The organism is Bacillus sp. Y3, from assembly GCF_008123875.1.
GTDB lineage: Bacteria > Bacillota > Bacilli > Bacillales > Bacillaceae > Bacillus > Bacillus altitudinis.
In genome coordinates this window covers 60,301-80,449 of record NZ_VSSC01000005.1, presented here as the reverse complement: position 1 = coordinate 80,449, position 20,149 = coordinate 60,301, and the positions used below count along the sequence as shown (strand labels likewise).

Here is a 20,149-nt window from a genome sequence, read left to right as displayed (position 1 = left end):
GATTTATGATGCTATCATGAGTCATTAGGGGGGTAAGTACCAGTACCAACATTTTTTTTACAAACCAATTTTCTGCTTATGCTTTGGTTATTGTGTAATGTCGAGCTGTTTGAATATGTTCTAATATCGCTTTCGTACTTTATTGCAAGCAAAAAGCCATGTCACTTAAGACATGGCTTTACGTCATGAACACAAATGAAAAACTTTATCCTTGACCTCTATTTTATTGAGGGAAAGAATCAATTGATCCGTAAAGATTCTCTTTACTTTATATAAATCCCAAAGGCTCATTTTGTTGATGTGCTAGTTCCATTCCCTTTGCTAGTCTGCTAGATGGAGAGCGTTCATTTATCCATATCATCATCTGGCCAATTGCGGATCAGTTGACGCAATCTTACTGCAACGGTCTGACAAACCTCTGGCATTAAGTAACTGTCAAAATATGGTTTATCTAACAACGGGATGATGTCATCTGAATAATCTTCAAATGGTATGTCTCCGCCAAATCCTTGCATATTATCTAAATTCATCCCAATACACGCTGCTAACCTGCATCTAAAATCATGGAAGTTGGTGCAAGACCAATGTGCTTCGCAATGAGTAAAATCCATTTCCACGAATCATTCTTCGTTTTCAAATTTTGATGGTCAATGTTTTCAACATTCGCAAATATTACTCCTGATTGATCATATTATAGGACAACGAAGCACGCAACGCTCTATTCTACCAGAGTCCTAAGGTTATTTTGATTTAATCCCTGCCCCACAAAGAGGGATGATAATGGTTTCTTCTGATTCCTTTTGATATTTCATGTAGCCAGCAAAATTGATGGCAGATGTCACCTCTACATAAAATCCTTTCTCACTTAGTTTAGAGCGTGCATGGAGAATTTCTTCTTCTTCAATATCAATAAACGTACCATTCGTCTTGTATACAGCTTCTAAAATTTGTTTGGAGCGCGCCGGGGCAGCAATAGCTATTCCTTCTGCTACAGTCCCTTTATTTGTGACAGGCATTGCTGATTCCTCCGCATGTTGAAAAGCTTTCACAAGTGGTGCGCAGTTCTTTGCTTGTACGGCAATAATTTTCGGTATTTTATGAATGAGACCATTTTCGAATAACTCTCTAAAGCCATAATACGCACCGAGTAGCAGAGTGCCGTTTCCAACCGGAATGATTAAAGCATCCGGTGCTCCTTTTAGTTGCTCATAGATTTCATAGGCGTATGTTTTTGTACCTTCGAAAAAATAAGGGTTATAGACATGGCTTGCATAAAAAACGTTTTCCTCGTCTACTGCCTTTTGGGCCGCAGCTGCAATGTCCTCTCGTGTACCATGAATTTCTTTAATCGTTGCTCCGTGGGCTTTTATTTGAGCGACTTTTTTAGGTGATGTTTGATCACTTAGATAGATGTCACAGGCAATACCACAACGCGCCGAATACGCAGCAATTGCCGTTCCTGCATTCCCGCTGCTATCAGCAATGACTTTTGTTACCCCTAATTCCTTAGCTGTTGTCATTAACACAGCTGCTCCACGGTCTTTAAATGATAGTGTCGGCATCATATAATCAACTTTTACATAAGTGTTTGGCTCATTGGGATCTAGAACGATTAAAGGAGATTGGCCCTCGCCCATTGTCACAGTTTCCCACGTCTTAGAACCTTTTGGAAATGGCATGGTTTCAACATAACGCCATAATGAATTTGGATAGTGATCCCAAGCTGTGACGTCTATTTTCGGGGTATCTTTCACTAGATTGAATACTCCACCACAATCACATTTCCATAGAGTTGGTGTCATCTCATATTTTTTCCCGCAATGGTTACAACTTAATTGATTCATTCTTCATCTGCCCCTTTGAATATTTTTTTATACAAAATATAATTTTTTATATAGGGTGGTCAAAAAAATATTCTAAATATATGCAATGGCATCCATTTCAATTTTGAAACCAAAATGTAATTCATTCGTTGGTACAATCGTACGAGCTGGTTTATGTTCACCAAAAAATTCGGTATAAACCGCATCTACTTTGTCCCATAATTCAATATCTGAAATGTATAATGTCATGCGCAAAATCTTTTCTTTTTGACTTCCAGCAGCCTCTACAATCATCTCTACATTCTTAAGCGCTTGTAATGTCTCTTTTTCAATGGGGCCGAACTCTTTTTCTGTCGTTTCGGGATTGATAGCAAATTGTCCCGAAACATAGACCGTGTTTTGATGAATGGTTGCGAATGCATAGTGTCCGTTTGATTTTAGATTTCCTATCTCGAGTATGCTTTCCATTTTGACACTCCTTACCTCGATTTATTTTTGATTTCATCCAAATAGCTATAGACGGTTACTTTGGAAATGCCTAACATAGATGCGACCTTCTCAACAGATCCTTTCATTAAAAAAATGCCCTTTTCATCCATAAATTTGATTAGTTCAATTTTTTCATGACGTTTCATAACTGGATGAACACTGTTTTGAATGATTTGTTGAATCAATTGATCGACGATTTCTTCCACATTTTCAAGATCATCATTTGATGTTGTTTCTTTTTCTTGAGCTTCCACTTGTGTAGAAAGAAAAGTATCCATAAATTGCTGCATTTGATTCAGTGCTTCAACATCAAAATTGATACAGAAAGCTCCGATCACTTTTTGCTTTGAATCACGTATTAATGAAGTCGAAGAACGAATCGTACGCTTATCTTCTGTTACAAATGTATAACCAGCCAAATAATCTTCTTTAAAATCTTCTGATTGTAATACAGTCTTGACTAGATGATCAAATGATTGGCCGATTTCTCTTCCTGTCACATGGTTATTTACTGTAAACATGACAGATGCTTGAGGATTCGTTAAATCATGAATCACCACTTCACAATTTGGTCCAAACATTTTTGCAGTAGATTTTGCTAAAGGAATATAACTCTCTAATAACTTTTTAATATGTTCCATGCCTAAGCACCTCATTTTTTTATTCCACTAGATTATATAATTTTTTATATATAAAAACAATATATAGATTTATTTATATATTGTAATGCTCATAAGATCACAAATATGAAAATCATCATATAAAAAAAGCAGCCATTGACTGCTTTTTGCTTGTGCTCCTTTCTAATTGTCTTCCTGCTGGATGCCATACAAAATGACGTCAATTCCCCATCGGAACCGTTCCATTGATACGGTATCACCTGCAAACATTTCTTCTTTTACACGATGAATGAAAGGAAACTGCGTTTTTTCTGCTTGAAGAAATGCTTTTTTTGCGTCTGAAATCTGTGAAGAGCCTTGTTTCTTCCAAGAGACCTTTTCGTATGCTACAGAAGATACGTATAACAGCAATAGGTCTACTCCCCATGCTGCAGATGTAGATTTGATCCCGCCTTCATGCAATGCAGCGAGAATACGTTCGGTCAACTGAAGAAAGTTCGTTCCTTGTGGAATGGTGGAAAGAGAAATTTCAGCGAGACCAGGTTTTTCGAATAGCAGGAGGAAATAAGTATGCAATATGTCGAATAACTGTTCTTTCCATGTGCCATCCTCTGACTCTGGATAAACCATTTGTCCGAGACCATAATCCAATACGTAAGCACTGAGTTCTTGAACATTGTTCACGTAGACATACAAGGATGCAGGTCCCGTATCGAGTGCTTTAGCCACCTTACGCATACTCATGCCCTCTATCCCATGCTCCTTAAGAAGCTCATAGGCCGTTTTCACAATAAGCTCACGGCTTAAGGGTTCTTTAGCCGGCCGAGACCGGCGACTGATCATACGACGATTTGAATTGTTCATACTCTCTTTATAACATGTCAAAGTAAAATAGTAAATTGAGCATCAATCATCATCCTTTTGAAAAGAATTCATCATATCTGCAAGCTTGACCGCAGCGTCTTTTGAAAAACACAGTTTTAAACTATTCTCCGATTCATTAGCTTTTTTCGATGAATATTCGTACATCATGTCTTCGTATTCTTCAATCGCCTTTTCAAAATGATGAGGATGCCGGACAATAGCAAGTGCTAGCTCCCTTGCATCAAACATCGCCATGTTCACACCCTCGCCTGCGAATGGCGACATGACGTGAGCTGCATCACCGATAAGCGTTACTCCTTTATGACGATTCCATTTGAAACCGACAGGAAGCGTATAAATCCGTCTTGGAATGATGGCATCTTCTGCATAACGAATATAATTTTTCAGCTGATCATCCCAATCACTAAATAACGCTAATAATTGTTCTTTTGCTTCTTTCGCTTGATGAAACGGTATACCACAAGTCTCGATCCAGTTGCGTTCTACCATAAGGCTTGCATACACTTTGATTCGGCCATCTCCGTTTAACTGCCCAATCAGTCCTTTGTGGTCTGCCAAAGCAAACATCTTACCTCGTTTATTAAATGCAGCTAAATCAGGGTGGTTCTCCTCTACTCTTAAGACATTCAGTTCTAGCATCGTGAGCCCAGAGTATTCAATCTCAATATCTGTTAACAGAGGACGCACACGAGAAAAAGCACCATCAGCCCCAATCAAAAGGTCAACTGTTTCGACAACTCCGTTTTCAAAATGAAGCTCCGTCATGCCGTTTTCTAATGAAACGCACCTTTCTAGTTTATAACCATATTTGATATTTTTAGCATTAATTTGTACTAACAGTAGTTCACATAACACACCACGATCAATTTCCGGGCGAGTACCTGTTTGATCTGATTCCGTTTCTTCATCTAAATAAATTCTTCCTGATTTATCAAGTAATCGGAAATCTTCCCCTTCATAGCGGGCGTTCTTTTGAAATTTCTCATAAACTCCTGCTTCTTTTAAGGCTTTTTGACCTGTTTCTTCGTGAATATCCAGTGAGCCGCCTCGTTCAAGGCTCTTGTCATGCATCTCTCGTTCATAAATGGTTGTTTGTATACCGTAATTTTGCAAAATTAAGGCAAGTGTTAGTCCCCCAGGTCCTCCTCCGATGATAGCGATTTGCTTTTGATTCTTAGATAATGACGTCATCTTCTGCATTTCCTCATCCCTTTGTGGAAATCGTTTTATATTACATTTCATTTATATTTTAACGAACATCGTTCGTTAAAAATGTTTGTTTCACGATTGTGTTTTAATGATAAGAAACCAATCGCCTGCCATCATATGATACACTCCATCTAGGAAGGTTTTAAAAGGTTTACATTGTTCTCACTCTAAGTGTAAGAGGTGTTTCTATGAATAAATTATTGGCTATGTTGATATTAGGATTAGGCTTTAGTGGTGCCGCACTTATTCTTTCTATCCCTTTGTTATTCAAAGTCAAACCAGAGCAAACTGAGCTGGTGTTTGCTGCTGGATCAGCGGGCGCTTTCGCAGTATTTGCGGTCTCATGCCTAGTGCTTCGAAAGCAATTCAATCGCTAAAAAACCTAAACAAATATCCACCATTATAACAATGGAGATGTGTTTAGGTTTTTGTGATTTACCAGGGAATCTATTTATCCAAAACAAAGAGACTGCTGAAATATATCACGATATGCACTCTAAACGAATCACTAGCTTTGGCATAATAGACATCAATGCGAAAATCTTTGATTCCTCGTATCACAAAAGGTCCATTAAACGCATATTGTTTTGTGATATAATCTTGAGTCAAAGACAAGCGCTAAGAGAAAATGAACTTGCTGAATGGACATCATGACTGTGAAAATTTCTAAAGAAATGATAGGGTGATAGCGATGAGAAGACTTGAGTCTGGTACATCAGTTTCGAGTATATTTGAGCGGAATGAGTTCTTCGATTTTCACCTTGACCAGCTCCCCATCCATATCAAGGATGACAAAACATGTTGGTCCAAAGTCTGAAATGAGCTCTCGGCAGATGCCACAAGGGCTGACTACTCTAATTCTTCTATCTTTTTCATCTGAATAAGGGTGTCTCACTGCAACAATTGTATCAAAATCTTTGTATCCATTCGATAAAGCGCTGCCAATCGCAATGGCTTCTGCACAAACAGTTACCCGTCCGATATAGGCTTCTATATGGACAGCTGATATGATTTCTCCTGTTTTCATCTGGATAGCTGCTCCTACATGATGCTTGTCATCTTCATAAAGACTGATTATCTTCTTTTTTGCTTCGTCTATTAATTCGATATCTTCTTGTGATAGATCAAACGTTTTCATCGCGTTTCCCCTTTCGCCTCACTGCTCGTATGTATTATATCAAACATGAGGTGATGAACTGAACTTCACTCTCCTTTACTAACCAGCCAAAAGACCGTTTAATCTGTAGTGAATGGCCATTTTGAATTTATTTCATATTCAATTGAAAAAGGCTGCTTTCAAGTAAGCAACCTTTTCCCTTATTTACATCAGAACATTTACCCTTTCTAGGTGTGAACTGAATCCCTATCGATTGATCACTTGAATGATTTTCTTCAGAGCATCTGCCGCTTCTGGAATTGGCATGACAACAAACACATGCAGCATTTCAGGATAAACAAAGGTTTTGATGTCCATTCCTTGTGCTGATAGTTTTTCATCGAGCTTTATGGCATCTGGATATAACATATCATGTGTTCCAATGAAATGAGTGATCTTCCCGAGCCCTTTAAAGTCACCGTAAATCGGACTAATCAATGGGTCTGTGAGACTTTGATCAGCTGCCCACAATTTTGTGATGACTCCCATTCCTTCATGACCTAGAATCGGATCTTTTTTTGCATATTCAAATATGAGAGGGTTGCTCATACTCATATCCACACACGCAGATAGTAACACGATATCCTTCGGCTGCGGCAGATCCTCTTTCTTTAAAAGGTGCGCAAGACCAAGTGAGATGTTTCCGCCAGCTGAATCTCCCATGATCGTCAATTGATTGGCACTTCCAGCAGTTTTCAGAAGGTCTTTATATAGGTTAAGCATTTTCGGATACGTATCCTGGTTGCTATAATGAGGTACCTTTGGGTAAATAGGAGCGACTACTTTCGCACCTAGTGATTGCGCCATTTTATCCATGAACAACCAATGGACATTCAAAGGCTGATTTGTCCACGCACCACCATGTAGATAGAGAATGACTTTTTGATTTTGTGATGCTTGTTCATTCAATGTGAAAACTTGCATGCCTTCGAAAGTCTGCTCTTGTACCTCACTGATTAACTTCACATCCTCCCCAATGGCATAAGGCTGCGTATTTTCAATTCCTTTTTGCTCAAGAAATTTTTTTGTCTGTTCGATACTAGAAAAACTCTCTTTATTACTTTGCGAAGCGAATAATGTTTCAAATTGAATACTTTCTTTAGAACGTTCACCATGATACATTTCTACACTCATTTTTTTCTCTCCTTCACTCAATAGGTTTATTGATCATCCTGCTTCGGAACACGAAATGATTCCAGGTAGACTTGTACTTTTTTTTCAGGGGTTTTTAATAAGTTAGATAAAAGGTCTTGAATGAGACGAAGGCTTTTAATTTTCTTTTCAATTTCTTCATGTTTAAGATGGACAATTTGTCTTAGGGTATCAAGGTCTATGTCTTGACTTAGCATGTCCATAATTTCAGCTATTTCCTTTAATGAATAACCGAGCGTTTTCGCATCTTTGATCAATTGAATTTTCACAACATAGTCGTCTGTATAGAATCTGTAACCGTTTGAACGTCGTCTTGGAGCAGGTAATATGTTGTGCTCTTCATAGTAACGAATTGCGGCAGGACTTACTCCTGTTTTTTTGGCAAGTTCTCCTCTAGTCATCAACTCCATCGTTACTCCTTTTTTATTATTTTGTTTTACTATATGTACATTATAAAGGTTGAACTATACTTCAAGGTCAAGGTGAAACATTTTTCGGCCAACTTTTGTTATCAAATGATTGTAGCAAAGTGATCTCTAGTGCTTGCTATGACATAATTGAGGTTACTTTTCGGTAAACAAAAAAACACCATCGTACCCGGCCAATTAAGGCGGATGCAATGGTGTCATCATCATTCTATCTGGATTATGATAAATCTTCCCCATTTGTTGCAATCACTTTTTTGTACCAGTAGAAGGAATCTTTTTTGTAACGATTTAATGTCCCATTCCCTCTGTCGTCTTGATCTACATAGATCAAACCATAGCGTTTACTCATTTGAGATGTTCCGCAGCTAATTAAGTCAATACAACCCCATGGTGTATACCCCATTAAGTCGACACCTTCTTTGACTGCTTCTTTCATCTGTTCAATATGTTGTTTTAAATAATCAATTCGATAATCGTCGTGAATTTCTCTGTCTGGTGTCAGTGTATCTCTTGCGCCAAGTCCGTTTTCACAAACAAATAAAGGTTTTTGGTATCTGTCATACAGTTTAATTAATGAAATGCGCAGACCCATTGGATCAATTGGCCAATCCCATTGTGATAACTCCAAATGCTCATTTTTGATCGGACTATCAAATGTACCCGCTAGCTCGGCTGCATCTTCTCGGGCTTCTGCTACGTGGGACATATAGTAGCTGATCGCCACAAAATCAACGATGCCCTCTTTCAAAATTTGCTCATCCTGCTCTTCGATATCAAGTTTGATGTCGTTGTCAGCAAAATATTTCACCATGTATGTTGGATATTCACCTCTAGCTTGAACATCCGGATAGAACATATTCAATTGGTTCGATTTTACCGCTTGCAGCTGGTCCTCTGGTTTCGTTGTTTTTGCATAGGCTTCAATTTGGTTAATCATACAGCCAATTTGTGCATGTGGAATGATTTCTTTTGCAGCCTTCACTGTGAGAGCGCTGGCGATAAATTGGTGATGTGATGCTTGATACGCAGCCTGTAATTTATGGTCTACTAGGTCCTCTAAAATTCCAGCACCGGTGTAAAGGCTGTTGAGGTTCATATTCATTTCATTGAATGTAATCCAATACTTCACTTTATTTTTATATCTTTCTAAAATGGCGCGAGCATATTTTTCAAACAACGGGACAAGCTCTCTACTCATCCAGCCATTATATTTCTCTGTTAAAGTAATCGGCATTTCATAGTGAGACATCGTGACTAGCGGTTCAATTCCATATTTCGCACACTCATCAAATACGTTATCGTAAAAAGCCAATCCTTCTTCGTTCGGCTTGTCTTCTAAACCAGTTGGAAAGATTCTTGCCCATGAAATAGACAAGCGAAACACTTTAAAGCCCATCTCTGCAAATAGTGCAATATCCTCTTCATATCGATGGTAAAAATCGATTCCGCGTCTTTTCGGGAAATCAAATTCATCGGGTTGTTCCTTGTATCTTGTTAATTCAGCTGAACTCACATCGAAAGTAAAGTTGTTCACTTTTCCTTTTTCATAAGGATCTTTATATGCAGCAAAGTCTGATGTCGACAGGCCCTTGCCACCTTCTAAGTATGCGCCCTCTATTTGATTGGCAGCAGTTGCGCCACCCCATAGAAAATTATCTGAAAATCCTTTTTTTAATTCTTTCATTTCAATCATCCCTTCTCTTTATCTCTTTATATTAGTGAATAAGCATTAAGAGCTTATTTTGACCTGCGGTGACATGAGTGTCACCTGTATGAATCACATCAAGGTATTGCGTTGAATTTGTGACGATAATAGGTGTCACTACATCTAAATGGTTTGATTGAATGCCTTCTATATCAAACGATAATAAATGATCCCCCGTCTTTATCTTATCGCCCTCTTTTACCAGTACATCAAAGAATTGGCCATTTAGGCTGACGGTATCAATCCCCACGTGGATCAATAATTCAATCCCATCATCTGAAACGAGTCCGATGGCATGTTTAGTAGGTGTAACAGTCACTACTTTTCCTGAGAACGGTGCTTGTACCACCTCCTTATCAGGCAAAATTGCGACTCCCTTCCCCATCATTTCACTTGAGAACACGGAATCATTCACTTCAGATAAAGGAATGACCTTTCCACTCATAGGTGCTTGAACTTCATAAGGGTTTGTTTGCTTAGACATTTGTTGATTCTCTGTACTCTCAGTGTGATTTGGCTTTTCTGCAGCTTGCTCGTTAAAAGCCGTGACAGACTCCTGAAATCCAAGGAGAATGGTGATGAGAAGTGACACGATGAAGCTAAGGGCGATTCCAATCAGAGCCAGCTGAAAATTATTTGTCCCTTTCATAATGTAAGTTGGCAGTGAAGTAATGCCTGGGATCGAAAAGGCTGTCGTTTTAACTGAAAATAAACCGTAAAAACATCCACCGACTGCGCCGCCAATTAATGAAGCATAAAAAGGTTTTTTTAGTCTAAGTGTGACTCCATAAATGGCTGGTTCTGTGATCCCGAAGAAACTAGGAAGCAATGTCGAAAGCGCTAAAGACCTTGTTTCTACCCGCTTGGTGCGGATGATGACACCTAACACAGCGCCTGCTTGTGCCATATTCGCAATGAAATTCATTGGAAGCAGCATGATATCGTAACCCACTTTTTCAAAGCTGGCTAACGTGCTTGGGAAGAATGCGTAATGCATTCCAGTTAACACAATGAGTGGCATAAGGCCCCCCATTAATAAACCGGCAATCGGACCAGCGAAATTGAACAAAGAAGTGAAAAAGATTTCTAAATATTGCCCAGAAACGTTCCCAATAGGAGCGATAAAAGCCAGTGTAAGAGGAGCCGTGATCATCAGGCTCAGTACCGGTGTAAATACGATACTTAAGGATTTTGGGATCGCTTTTGTTATCCACTTATCGACAAAACTTAGTAATAGCACACCTAAAATAATTGGTAATACAGAAGATGTGTAATTATTTAGTGGAATACTTAACCCTAAAAAATTTAACGGATCTGCTCCTTTTGCTGCACCTTCTATCATCGTTGGATATAGTAAAATCCCTGCTAATGCGAGCGCAAGAGATTCTCGCGTTTTAAATTTCTTCGCTGCCGAATAAGCAATGAGGAAAGGTAAAAAGTAAAAGACAGCATTTGAAAAAATTTGAAGTACTTGATAGGTAGAACTTGTCTCCGTCAGCCAGCCTAAGCTAACGAACAGTGCCATGATTCCTTTGATCAATCCACTACCAACAATCGCTGGCAAAATAGGTGTGAAAATCCCGCTGATCACATCGAATACGACTTCAATTGGGTTCATCTTTGACGTGTTTTTAACAGGAGCAGAATCATTGCTACTATGACCGGCCAGATGATCGATTTCCTCATAAACCTCTGCTACCTTTGCTCCAATAATGACTTGGAACTGTCCACTTTGGAATTGAGCACCTAAAACACCATCTAATGTTTTCAGCTCATCTACTTTTACCTGATTTTCATCGTTGAGATTAAATCTTAGCCGTGTGATACAATGCCAACTTTGAGATATATTTTCGGTTCCACCAATTAATTTCACAATTTTTCCGGCCAATTCTTTGTTTTCCATGCTTTCACCCCTTCATTTTCACAAAAAAAACCTAAACAAAATCCACCATAGAAAAGATCATTCTTTCTCATGGAGATTTGTTTAGGTTAATGCTTTTTCATAACACGCCTAAAAGAAATCATTTATTTTTTTGGTGTTCCTTTGTGATTCTCTCAATATGGATGACTAAAAAAACAAGTTCGTCTTCTGTCACATTCCAATTGAATTCTCGTTTTAACATTTCTTTGATGATCAATCCGCAGGCATAACTCTTCATATAACGATCCTGTATTAATTCTTTTAACGAGTCATCCATCTGCTGCGGTGGTTGATTGGTTTCCTGCCTGACAATAAAATATCTCAAGTGGGTAATAAACCTAGAATAATTAATGGATGATTTATCCAATATCATCTCGAAAATATTTTGAATGATTTTGACGATTTCTTTCGTCAGGTGAGTCATCTTAATGGTGTCTCCCATAGACTGACCATCTATTTGAGCGTTTACAAAATGCAGGGCAATGAGTGAAGCTTCAGTATCTTCAAAAGAAATGCCCATCATTTTTTGAATAATTGTCAGTGCTTTTTTCCCGACTTGATATTCTTGAAAATAGAGATGTGGAATTTCCCACACAATGGGGTTTTCATACGCCATTTTTTCTTCGTGCCTTTGAATAGCGAAGGTGAGATGATCGGATAGCGAAAAGAGCGCGCTGGAACCTAACTTCTTATTCAACATCTCTTCGCCTACGCGAATGATTTTTTCAGTTAATAAAAGGATATCAGTTGGGATAGCGGCAAGTTGAGATTCTAATGGAGACGTCTGATCAGAATAAAATGTCTTACTGACAGCGCTCTCATCAAGTGTATCACCTTTCTTCTTTTTAAAACCTATTCCTGTTCCAAACACAACGACTTCATTTTGAGCCTCTGTTAGAGCTAATACGATATTATTATTTAAAACTTTAACGACGGTGAACATCCTCATCCCACCTTACCTAAAATGCTAAAAAAGCATAAAAAAACACCAAAATCTCAGCAAACAACGTACAAATGTACAATTTGTTTACCTGACTTGGTGGTGCCTGATCATATCAGTAACACTCCTGCATCGGTTACGACTTTATTTTAAATAGAGGGATGACCAAAGTCAACTGTTTTTTCGAAAAAATAGATTGAAATACCCAGAATCATTTTATCTTTCCTTGTCTTTTTACAGTTTAACATATTTAAGGTTGCTGTAAGGTTCGGATTAATATGAGTTAAGGTTGAGGTTGTACAATGGGTTTGTAAGGAATTGAGGGATGAGTCAAATGGTCCCCTCTTCTAAATCAATCATAGAGGTGAAAAGCTTTGAGAGAAAATAAAATTTTGTCTTCATTATGTTACTTCAGTATCTTTTTTGCACCATTTCTATTTCCGATTATCGTTTATTTCTTAGGAAAAGACGAAGTGAAATACCATGCGAAAAAATCACTATGGACACATATTATTCCTTATTTGATTTTCGGTCTTGGTATTGCCGGTTCAGGTTTACTTGGCATGAACGATATCAGTCATGCTGGTCCGTTCTTAATTGCAACGTATGCTGTGACATTCCTTGTGGCGATCTACTTCTTCATTTGGAACATTGTGAAAGGCATTAAAGTGTTTTCAGAATAAGAGTTAGAAAAAACGGTTCTGTGATTGATCAGAACCGTTTTTTGTATGTCCGTTTAAGCGGGTAATTGGATATCAATCGTTGTTCCTTCTCCTATTATACTTTGTATTGTAATATCTCCCCCGTGTTTTTGGATGATATCTTTTGCAATCGCCATTCCAAGACCTGAGCCTGCATGTGTCCCTCCTGTATTCGTCCCTCTATAGTAGCGGTCAAACACTTTTTCTAGCTCTGCCTCTTCAATTCCTTTGCCGTTGTCTTGAATGGTGATGTGGGTATGTTCTTTTTGTTCAAGCTGTACAATGATTTTCACATCAGCATCATTGTGAACAAGGGCATTTAAAATGAGATTGGTGACCGCTCTTCTTATGAGGATCGTATCAATATTCAGCATAAGCTTGTCTACATGCGTTTGCAGCTCAATGATCTGATCTGCATATCTTGAATCGTTGAGGATATCAATTAACGTTTCACGCAGCAATGGCACAATGTTCACCAGTTCTTTATGCAGCATCACGTCGTTATTTTTCAGCCTTGTTGTTAAATTGAGATCCTCCATCACATCTTTGATGTACAATGATTTATTCTCTATGATGCTGGCATAATGTCTAATGTCTTGATTTGAAATAGGATAATTTGGATCTTTCATGATTTCTGCATAGCCTTGAATAGAGGATAATGGTGTTTTAATATCATGAGAAATATGACTGATCCACTCTTCCCGCATTTGCTCTAATTTGTCTTTTTCTTTTTGGCTTGAAGCGAGCTGCTCTGATAAGTGATTGACATTATAGAACACATCTTTATATATCCCCTTCGTTGGCAGCTTCGTCGTATAATCTCCGTTTGCGAGCCTCTGGATGCCATAAATGGCACGGCCAAGCGGTTTGATGAGTTGCCGGCTGAATAAGTATCCAATGAATAAGGCAATGATGGCATCAATCGATAATAAAATCATCGTCCCGATATTGAATTGCGCTATTAATTCTTTCGTATCAAAAGAAAATAAATATTTTCCGATGGAAGGGTCCTTAAATCCGATGAAGTAGCTGTATTCCTTACCCTTTCCATTTTTCCCTCCAGCATAGATCGTCGACATCAATTGCTTATCTTTATATTTATGTAAGTTTACAATTTCTATAGGTGTGTATTTGCTCTTTATGCCTTTAGGTGCTAGTGCATGATAGACGTCTTGTCCATTTTCGTCTAATATTTGAATCCACGCATTTTGTTGTTTTAAGGCTTGCTGTCCTTCTTTACTCACAGTGATATTTTGATCAGACAAGGTGATGTATTGTTCAAATGTTCTTGTGAAGGTTTCCGGCGTATTTTCTTCGTTTTGCTGACTGCTGGCTTGTAGTACAAGCCATATCATGAATCCAAATAAGTTAATAAAGACCGTGATAATGGTCACGATAATGACAGAGACCATGTATCTGCCTGTTAATCGCCATTTCATCTTTACGCATCCTTTACGACAAATTTATAGCCAAGCCCTTTGACCGTCACGAGAAATTCTGGTGTAGATGGGGAATGTTCTATTTTTTCCCGCAGTCTTCGTATATGAACCATTACCGTATTATCAGAACCGAAGAAATCCTCTCCCCAAACCGTTTGATAAAGCGTTTCTTTACTGATGACGCGATTCGGATGCTGCAAGAAATAAGTCATCAACATAAGTTCTTTCGGAGTGAGCTCAATCGCCGCTCCGTTTTTCGTCAGTTCGGCTTGCTGCTCGTTTAACTCAAATGGGCCTTTTTTGATCACGGGCTCCGCTTGAGAAAGCTGTACGTATGATGACCGTCTTAGCTGGGCTTTTACCCGGTAGGCGACTTCTTTTGGACTGAACGGTTTTGTAATGTAATCATCGCCGCCAATGGCAAGGCCTACAATTTTGTCTGATTCCTCTCCCTTTGCTGATAAAAAGATAATCGGAACATGCGAGACATCTCTGATTTGTTTGCAAATATCGTAGCCTTCTCCGTCTGGCAACATAATATCCAGTATGACGAGATCTGGTTGTTCTTGATGAAATTGCGTGAGCCCATCACGGGCAGTTGAAGCTGTTAACACCTGGTCAATGCCTTCTCTTGTTAATACGGTATGGATTAACTCTAAAATTTCTTTTTCGTCATCTATAATCAATACTTTGCTTTGAACCTTTGGCATAATGATCACTCTCCTGAAGTCATTGTTATTATTATACCCAAAGTGTTGACGTCGTGAAAAATCAACTTTCTATTTACACAGAAAAAAGCCAATTTTCTTTTTTAATGAGAAAATTGGCTTTTCGTGTTTCTCTAGCGTTTGACCACAAATGTTGTCACACTTTGAGCAGGGAGATGAGCCCAAAATTGATTTCCTGATATGTTTAAGTCAGTTCCAGGTTGAAGGTTGCTGCTGCCGCTCGTCACCCATCTAGACGCCTGAGAAACAGAGCCATTTTGCACGACGAAGTGTTGATTGACCCCTGCATTGTTTTTATTAATCGCCACAATGACGACCTGATTGTTTCCTTTGTAGGCTGAGACGAAAACATTCGGTTCAGGGCTTTTCGTTGCATCAATTCTGACGAAACCTGGTCGCACAAACTTGGAGAAATGCGCCATGTTGTATCCACGCTTGCTAATCATTCCATCTTCCTTCATAGGACCGTATGATCTCCTAATGTACCACCACACATACGCCTGAAAGTCCCCTTCCACCATTGAATGGTGAATATGCTCTGATACCCCTAATGCCTCAGGCCAGCGGTCCGCTGAATTGTTATCGCTATTCGGGTAGTAGACTTCTGTCATCCATAGCTCTTTTGCTGCCCCTTTTTGTTTGAAAAGAGGATAAGGAAGCTGGCTAATTTGGGTCCCGTATAGATGAGCGCCGAGAATGTCCATATTCCTTAGCGCCTGCGGATCGTTTAAGATAGGATCTGAGATATTCTTAAGGTATTGAAAGGATTCTGGTGCAATCACACGTGCATTAATAGAACCGGCATTTTCTCTCATGAATCGCAGGATTTCCTGAGGTGTCCACCATGTCCATTCGTGTGCATAATCGGGCTCGTTTTGAACAGAAATCGCATAAAGATTGACTCCGTTGTTTTTCATGTAAGTGACAAAATCATTCAGATGCTGAGCATATGCTGCGTATTGATTGTATTTAAGCCGCTTGGCAGGTGATCCATTCCGGTTAAATGTTTCAACCATACTACTTGGGGGATTCCAAGGGGAAGCAATGACTAGAGCACCATGCTCGATCGCTCGTTTGGCCGTCGCGACTTCTCTGCTCCAATTGTTTCTGTTTTCGTCTACATAAATTCTAAGAATGGAAAACCCTAACTGATTTTGTCCATTGCCAAAGGCAGTCTCCCTTTGTGGCGCTGTCAAATCACCAATCCAAGCTGGATGGTTCATTCCGCCAAAACCACGAATCACTTGTCTTTCTGCGTTGAGGTTAATGTTTGCGTCAGCTGCTGATACTTCAGCTACTCCGGGTCCTATGAACATGACAGATAGCATGGTGAAACACACCAATAAAGCAAGCATTGGTTTTTTTATACATGACATCAAATTCCACACTCCTCTATCAAACATTTAAGCACCTTTATTCGTTACCTTTGAGTAAACTGCCAAGAATCAAATTGGAATAGATTTCCCCCGCCTGTTCCGGTAAAGACAAAAAATACGTTGTGCACACCGGATGCGCCGTTAATCGCTGTTTCTATTTCCCGCCAGTTTTGTGTTCCACCGGTGGAAGGTACATTCAGTGTACCGACCAGTCTGCCGTTCGCGCTTCCAAGTCTTACTTCTATTTTCCCGCCTACTGTCGATGCGACATTGGCTTTAAATGTTCTAGCGCCATTTGAACCAAAGTCTACATTCCCTAAAGCCACCCAATCGCCATTTTGAATATTGGTGACATGCTGGTTATTCACTGGTCCTCCTGGTGCTGACGAGGCTTCTGTCAAAATGCGTCCATTCCAAGCGAATGTTTCAGCTTCAACACGTTGATATGGATTCAGATTAGATAGCTGTTTCACCCCTTCATAATTGGCTGCTACTTCTCGAAGGGAGCCATCTGCATTATGCACAAGCTTGTTAATATGTGGAGAGCGATAGCCTTTGCCGCTTCCGTATAATGCAGAGCTAACGGTTTGCGTATGATACACCACATACCACTCATTTTTAAAATTGAACACCGCATGATGATTGTTACCGCCGCCACCAAAAAAAGCACCCGGATTTTTTAGAAAGTGTCCTTTATATGTGAAGGGTCCCATCGGACTTGAGCTCGTCATATAGCCGATTTCACCAGGTGGTTTATCAGCAGGATGGGAGCCGCCAAAATTGATGCAATAGGAATAGTAATAGGTTCCGTTATACTTATGCATCCCTGAGTCTTCAAACATAAAAGGAGCATCAATGGTGGATGCGCTACTGGCCACACTTGTCATATCAGCACCTAGCTTCAGGACTCTTGCTGTTTTAGGATTTGCCCATTGTCCCTGCGTTGGATTGGAACCGCCTGGAACGCCTCCGCCTGCATATAGATAACCAGTACCGTCATCATCTACAAATACGGCCGGATCAAAAAGCCATACAACTCCGGACATGCCAGGTGTACTTGGCGTAACGAGCGCTTTTCCAATTGGATCAGTCCATGGGCCAATCGGGCTGTCTGCTGTAAGGACACCTATTCCTCCGCCGCTGTTAGCGAAATAAAGGAAAAATTTATCTTTTCCATTGATCTTCTTTACCGCCGCTGATGGGGCCCATGATGCGCCTGCCCATTTGGCAATGCCTCTGCCGCCGTTTGCCCCATTTGCCCCCGCTACTGGAATCGCTCCGTGATCGGTCCAGTTGACCATATCCGCCGAAGAGATGACGAATACTCTATTCAGATTTGCAAATGAATTGTCCTTAATCGTTCCGTTGCTTTGATATTCATAGTCATCACTCGACATATAAAGGTACACTCTTCCGTTATAGGTAAGCGCAAACGGATCTGCTCCTAAGTGATGGTCAATGAGCGGGTTTGCATTTCCTACTTGCTTGGCAATAGGAGTGCTTGCCGCATTCGCTTCATATACCGGCAAACAACTCAGTACCAAAGTGAAAATCAATAAACAAACGCTGCACTTCATCCTCGTCCTCATCGTGTCATTTCCTCCTGTTTTCATCTTCCTGATATTGGGGTTTAGGCCCAATTTCAAATTATGTTGATGTTTCGTGATGAAGAATGAATACAAAGAATGATTTCTCCCTGCGAATCCCTGTAAAGAGTACAATGAAAACCCTTACTTTTTAACTAGAAGACAACAAAAAAATGCAGTCTCCATGATGGAGCTGCATTCTTCCTCAATGTTCAATAAATGTACGCTACATATAACGAGCGGTCACCATTTTCTTTCTCGTGTAAAACTCTACTCCGTCTGTTCCATTGGCGTGCAAGTCTCCGTAGAAGGAATCTTTCCAGCCGGAAAATGGGAAGAAAGCCATTGGAGCAGGGACACCAATGTTAATGCCTAACATGCCGGCTTCGATGTTTTCACGAAATTCTCTTATGCTTGAAGCGCTGTCTGTGTATAGGCAGGCACCGTTTGCGAATTTTGATTGATTGGACAGGTCGATTGCTTCTGCGAGTGATGAGACACGGACAATGGATAAGACTGGGGCAAAAATCTCGTCCTGCCAGATTTTCATTTGATTTGTGACATGATCAAAGATCGTTGGTCCGACAAAATACCCTTCTCCATTTATTTCTTTATCTTGTCTGCCATCACGAATCAGGCTTGCGCCTTCTTCAATTCCTGATTGGATATATTGAAGAGTTCGTTTTTTATGCTCTTTCCGAATGACTGGTCCGAGAAAGACATCTTCATTTATTCCGTTTCCGATGACAAGCTGGTTGGATTCATCGACCAATTGTTGAATCAAGTCGTCTGCCACGTCTTCTTCCACTGCGACAACGGCTGCTGCCATGCAGCGTTCACCTGCTGATCCAAAAGCAGCGCCAATGATTTGTTTTGTTGCTGATTCTAAATCAGCATCTTTCAAGACGATAGAGTGATTTTTTGCACCGGCAAGTGCTTGGACACGTTTACCATGTGCTGTCCCTTTTTTATAGACGTATTCTGCGACTGGCTGAGAGCCGACAAACGAAATGGCTTTTACCTTTTCATGTTCAAGCAGACCGTTTACTACATCGTGAGCGCCGTTGACAATGTTGAGCACACCTTTTGGAAGTCCCGCTTCTTCAAATAATTCTGCTAACCGTGCAGCAAGGATTGGCGTCCGTTCTGAAGGTTTTAAAACAAATGTATTTCCGCAAGCGATGGCAAGCGGGAACATCCAGCATGGGACCATCATCGGAAAGTTAAAAGGGGTAATGCCGCCGATGACGCCAATTGGGTAGCGGTACATGCCAGACTCTAGACCAGTCGCAATATCAGGCAGTTGTTTCCCCATCATTAAGGTTGGTGCACCAGCGGCAAATTCCACACATTCAATTCCTCGCTGCACCTCTCCTTTTGCTTCTGTTACACTTTTTCCGTTTTCCAGCGTGACGAGTTCAGCTAACTCATCCCATTTCTCAACGAGTAACTGTTGGTATTTAAATAAAATACGTGCGCGCCGGGGAACAGCTGTTTTAGACCAAGTGGTGAACGCTTCTTGTGCTGCCTGGACTGCATGTTCTACATCCGTTTTTGTTGAAAGTGGTACTTCTGCGATGATTTCGCCAGTAGCTGGATTATAAACAGCTTCCGTTTGGTTCGTTTCGGCGTCCACCCATTGTCCGCCAATATAATTTTTCAACGTTTGTACATCTGTTTTGGTCATGTTCCCTCTCTCCTCTTTGTTTGGATTGTGATGCAATCGTGTGTTGATTTATCGTCATTGTCTCATCTAAGGGGCCTTCATCTGTATACACTCTTTGTCAAATGAAACCACGGTTTTGCTTTACGTTCTGATAAAACATGTGAAGTCTCTACCTTCTAGCTCTTTTGGTTCCGAAGATCTGTCCCCCCTTTTAGGTCGTTTTGTCTGTGTGTCATGTGGCATGATCATGTTAACTAATTGATGATGTATTTTTGGTTAACTGTTGGTTAACTTTAGAAAAATCATAATATTAAAAACGCTTTCA

Annotated in this window: 19 protein-coding genes; 2 read left to right on the top strand and 17 right to left on the bottom strand. The window is 39.9% G+C overall.

From position 1 onward, the window contains the following. Positions 1–344 precede the first annotated feature (344 nt). From FXF70_RS12680 to FXF70_RS12655, 6 genes are all read right to left on the bottom strand, one after another. Positions 345–530: a hypothetical protein gene (locus tag FXF70_RS12680; RefSeq protein ID WP_148780359.1), complete on the bottom strand. Its 186-nt coding sequence runs from the start codon at positions 528–530 to the stop codon at positions 345–347. A 210-nt stretch (positions 531–740) separates the two neighbouring features. Then, positions 741–1,844, bottom strand: a complete 1,104-nt coding sequence (locus tag FXF70_RS12675) for a threonine synthase (RefSeq protein ID WP_148780358.1) — start codon at positions 1,842–1,844, stop codon at positions 741–743. A 72-nt stretch (positions 1,845–1,916) separates the two neighbouring features. Next, entirely contained in the window at positions 1,917–2,291 is a 375-nt protein-coding gene (locus tag FXF70_RS12670) for a RidA family protein (RefSeq protein ID WP_148780357.1), read from the bottom strand. Positions 2,292–2,302: 11 nt separating this feature from the next. Further along, positions 2,303–2,953: a helix-turn-helix transcriptional regulator gene (locus tag FXF70_RS12665; protein ID WP_017359563.1), complete on the bottom strand. Its 651-nt coding sequence runs from the start codon at positions 2,951–2,953 to the stop codon at positions 2,303–2,305. 162 nt (positions 2,954–3,115) lie between these two features. Then, positions 3,116–3,775 carry a TetR/AcrR family transcriptional regulator gene (locus FXF70_RS12660; RefSeq protein WP_108611259.1) on the bottom strand — a complete coding sequence of 220 codons (660 nt, stop codon included), beginning with the start codon at positions 3,773–3,775 and terminating at the stop codon, positions 3,116–3,118. 63 nt (positions 3,776–3,838) lie between these two features. Then, a complete protein-coding gene (locus tag FXF70_RS12655) occupies positions 3,839–5,008 on the bottom strand; it encodes an FAD-dependent oxidoreductase (RefSeq protein ID WP_148780495.1) in 1,170 nt (389 codons plus the stop codon). Positions 5,009–5,214: 206 nt separating this feature from the next. On the opposite strand from FXF70_RS12655, the gene FXF70_RS12650 reads away from it, so the two are divergent. Then, complete coding sequence (locus FXF70_RS12650; RefSeq protein WP_058213719.1) at positions 5,215–5,403, top strand: hypothetical protein; 189 nt, start codon at positions 5,215–5,217, stop codon at positions 5,401–5,403. A 338-nt stretch (positions 5,404–5,741) separates the two neighbouring features. On the opposite strand, the gene FXF70_RS12640 is transcribed toward FXF70_RS12650, so the two are convergent. From FXF70_RS12640 to FXF70_RS12615, 6 genes are all read right to left on the bottom strand, one after another. After that, positions 5,742–6,164 carry a cytidine deaminase gene (locus FXF70_RS12640; RefSeq protein ID WP_148780356.1) on the bottom strand — a complete coding sequence of 141 codons (423 nt, stop codon included), beginning with the start codon at positions 6,162–6,164 and terminating at the stop codon, positions 5,742–5,744. Positions 6,165–6,389: 225 nt separating this feature from the next. Next, a complete protein-coding gene (locus FXF70_RS12635; RefSeq protein WP_148780355.1) occupies positions 6,390–7,316 on the bottom strand; it encodes an alpha/beta hydrolase fold domain-containing protein in 927 nt (308 codons plus the stop codon). Positions 7,317–7,342: 26 nt separating this feature from the next. Beyond that, entirely contained in the window at positions 7,343–7,744 is a 402-nt protein-coding gene (locus FXF70_RS12630) for a MerR family transcriptional regulator (RefSeq protein ID WP_017367349.1), read from the bottom strand. A gap of 235 nt (positions 7,745–7,979) precedes the next feature. Next, positions 7,980–9,455: a glycoside hydrolase family 1 protein gene (locus FXF70_RS12625; protein WP_148780354.1), complete on the bottom strand. Its 1,476-nt coding sequence runs from the start codon at positions 9,453–9,455 to the stop codon at positions 7,980–7,982. A gap of 22 nt (positions 9,456–9,477) precedes the next feature. Continuing rightward, positions 9,478–11,370, bottom strand: coding sequence for a beta-glucoside-specific PTS transporter subunit IIABC (locus FXF70_RS12620; RefSeq protein ID WP_148780353.1), 1,893 nt, complete (start codon positions 11,368–11,370; stop codon positions 9,478–9,480). Positions 11,371–11,488: 118 nt separating this feature from the next. Next, the gene (locus FXF70_RS12615) at positions 11,489–12,331 is read right to left on the bottom strand and encodes a PRD domain-containing protein (protein ID WP_008343748.1); all 843 of its coding nucleotides are present in this window, start codon (positions 12,329–12,331) and stop codon (positions 11,489–11,491) included. Between the two features lie 371 nt (positions 12,332–12,702). Here FXF70_RS12615 and FXF70_RS12610 point away from each other — a divergent pair, with 371 nt between their 5' ends. Continuing rightward, complete coding sequence (locus FXF70_RS12610; protein WP_007499277.1) at positions 12,703–13,011, top strand: magnetosome magnetite crystal formation protein family; 309 nt, start codon at positions 12,703–12,705, stop codon at positions 13,009–13,011. A gap of 53 nt (positions 13,012–13,064) precedes the next feature. On the opposite strand, the gene FXF70_RS12605 is transcribed toward FXF70_RS12610, so the two are convergent. The 5 genes from FXF70_RS12605 to FXF70_RS12585 all read right to left on the bottom strand — a co-directional run bounded on the left by FXF70_RS12605 (position 13,065) and on the right by FXF70_RS12585 (position 19,845). Continuing rightward, entirely contained in the window at positions 13,065–14,468 is a 1,404-nt protein-coding gene (locus tag FXF70_RS12605) for a sensor histidine kinase (protein WP_148780352.1), read from the bottom strand. Positions 14,469–14,470: 2 nt separating this feature from the next. Then, positions 14,471–15,178, bottom strand: a complete 708-nt coding sequence (locus FXF70_RS12600; RefSeq protein WP_148780351.1) for a response regulator transcription factor — start codon at positions 15,176–15,178, stop codon at positions 14,471–14,473. Between the two features lie 131 nt (positions 15,179–15,309). Further along, entirely contained in the window at positions 15,310–16,575 is a 1,266-nt protein-coding gene (gene xynC / locus FXF70_RS12595) for a glucuronoarabinoxylan endo-1,4-beta-xylanase XynC (RefSeq protein WP_148780350.1), read from the bottom strand. Between the two features lie 41 nt (positions 16,576–16,616). After that, positions 16,617–18,161 (bottom strand): glycoside hydrolase family 43 protein, encoded by a 1,545-nt coding sequence (locus FXF70_RS12590; protein ID WP_125588769.1) that lies wholly within the window; start codon positions 18,159–18,161, stop codon positions 16,617–16,619. 223 nt (positions 18,162–18,384) lie between these two features. After that, positions 18,385–19,845 carry a CoA-acylating methylmalonate-semialdehyde dehydrogenase gene (locus FXF70_RS12585; protein WP_148780349.1) on the bottom strand — a complete coding sequence of 487 codons (1,461 nt, stop codon included), beginning with the start codon at positions 19,843–19,845 and terminating at the stop codon, positions 18,385–18,387. Positions 19,846–20,149 lie beyond the last annotated feature (304 nt).

Coding starts and splice junctions, on each gene's coding strand:
- FXF70_RS12680 (WP_148780359.1), bottom strand. CDS start 530: ATGAATTTAGATAATATGCAAGGATTTGGCGGAGACATACCATTTGAA.
- FXF70_RS12675 (WP_148780358.1), bottom strand. CDS start 1,844: ATGAATCAATTAAGTTGTAACCATTGCGGGAAAAAATATGAGATGACA.
- FXF70_RS12670 (WP_148780357.1), bottom strand. CDS start 2,291: ATGGAAAGCATACTCGAGATAGGAAATCTAAAATCAAACGGACACTAT.
- FXF70_RS12665 (WP_017359563.1), bottom strand. CDS start 2,953: ATGGAACATATTAAAAAGTTATTAGAGAGTTATATTCCTTTAGCAAAA.
- FXF70_RS12660 (WP_108611259.1), bottom strand. CDS start 3,775: ATGATCAGTCGCCGGTCTCGGCCGGCTAAAGAACCCTTAAGCCGTGAG.
- FXF70_RS12655 (WP_148780495.1), bottom strand. CDS start 5,008: ATGACGTCATTATCTAAGAATCAAAAGCAAATCGCTATCATCGGAGGA.
- FXF70_RS12650 (WP_058213719.1), top strand. CDS start 5,215: ATGAATAAATTATTGGCTATGTTGATATTAGGATTAGGCTTTAGTGGT.
- FXF70_RS12640 (WP_148780356.1), bottom strand. CDS start 6,164: ATGAAAACGTTTGATCTATCACAAGAAGATATCGAATTAATAGACGAA.
- FXF70_RS12635 (WP_148780355.1), bottom strand. CDS start 7,316: ATGAGTGTAGAAATGTATCATGGTGAACGTTCTAAAGAAAGTATTCAA.
- FXF70_RS12630 (WP_017367349.1), bottom strand. CDS start 7,744: ATGGAGTTGATGACTAGAGGAGAACTTGCCAAAAAAACAGGAGTAAGT.
- FXF70_RS12625 (WP_148780354.1), bottom strand. CDS start 9,455: ATGATTGAAATGAAAGAATTAAAAAAAGGATTTTCAGATAATTTTCTA.
- FXF70_RS12620 (WP_148780353.1), bottom strand. CDS start 11,370: ATGGAAAACAAAGAATTGGCCGGAAAAATTGTGAAATTAATTGGTGGA.
- FXF70_RS12615 (WP_008343748.1), bottom strand. CDS start 12,331: ATGTTCACCGTCGTTAAAGTTTTAAATAATAATATCGTATTAGCTCTA.
- FXF70_RS12605 (WP_148780352.1), bottom strand. CDS start 14,468: ATGAAATGGCGATTAACAGGCAGATACATGGTCTCTGTCATTATCGTG.
- FXF70_RS12600 (WP_148780351.1), bottom strand. CDS start 15,178: ATGCCAAAGGTTCAAAGCAAAGTATTGATTATAGATGACGAAAAAGAA.
- FXF70_RS12590 (WP_125588769.1), bottom strand. CDS start 18,161: ATGAGGACGAGGATGAAGTGCAGCGTTTGTTTATTGATTTTCACTTTG.
- FXF70_RS12585 (WP_148780349.1), bottom strand. CDS start 19,845: ATGACCAAAACAGATGTACAAACGTTGAAAAATTATATTGGCGGACAA.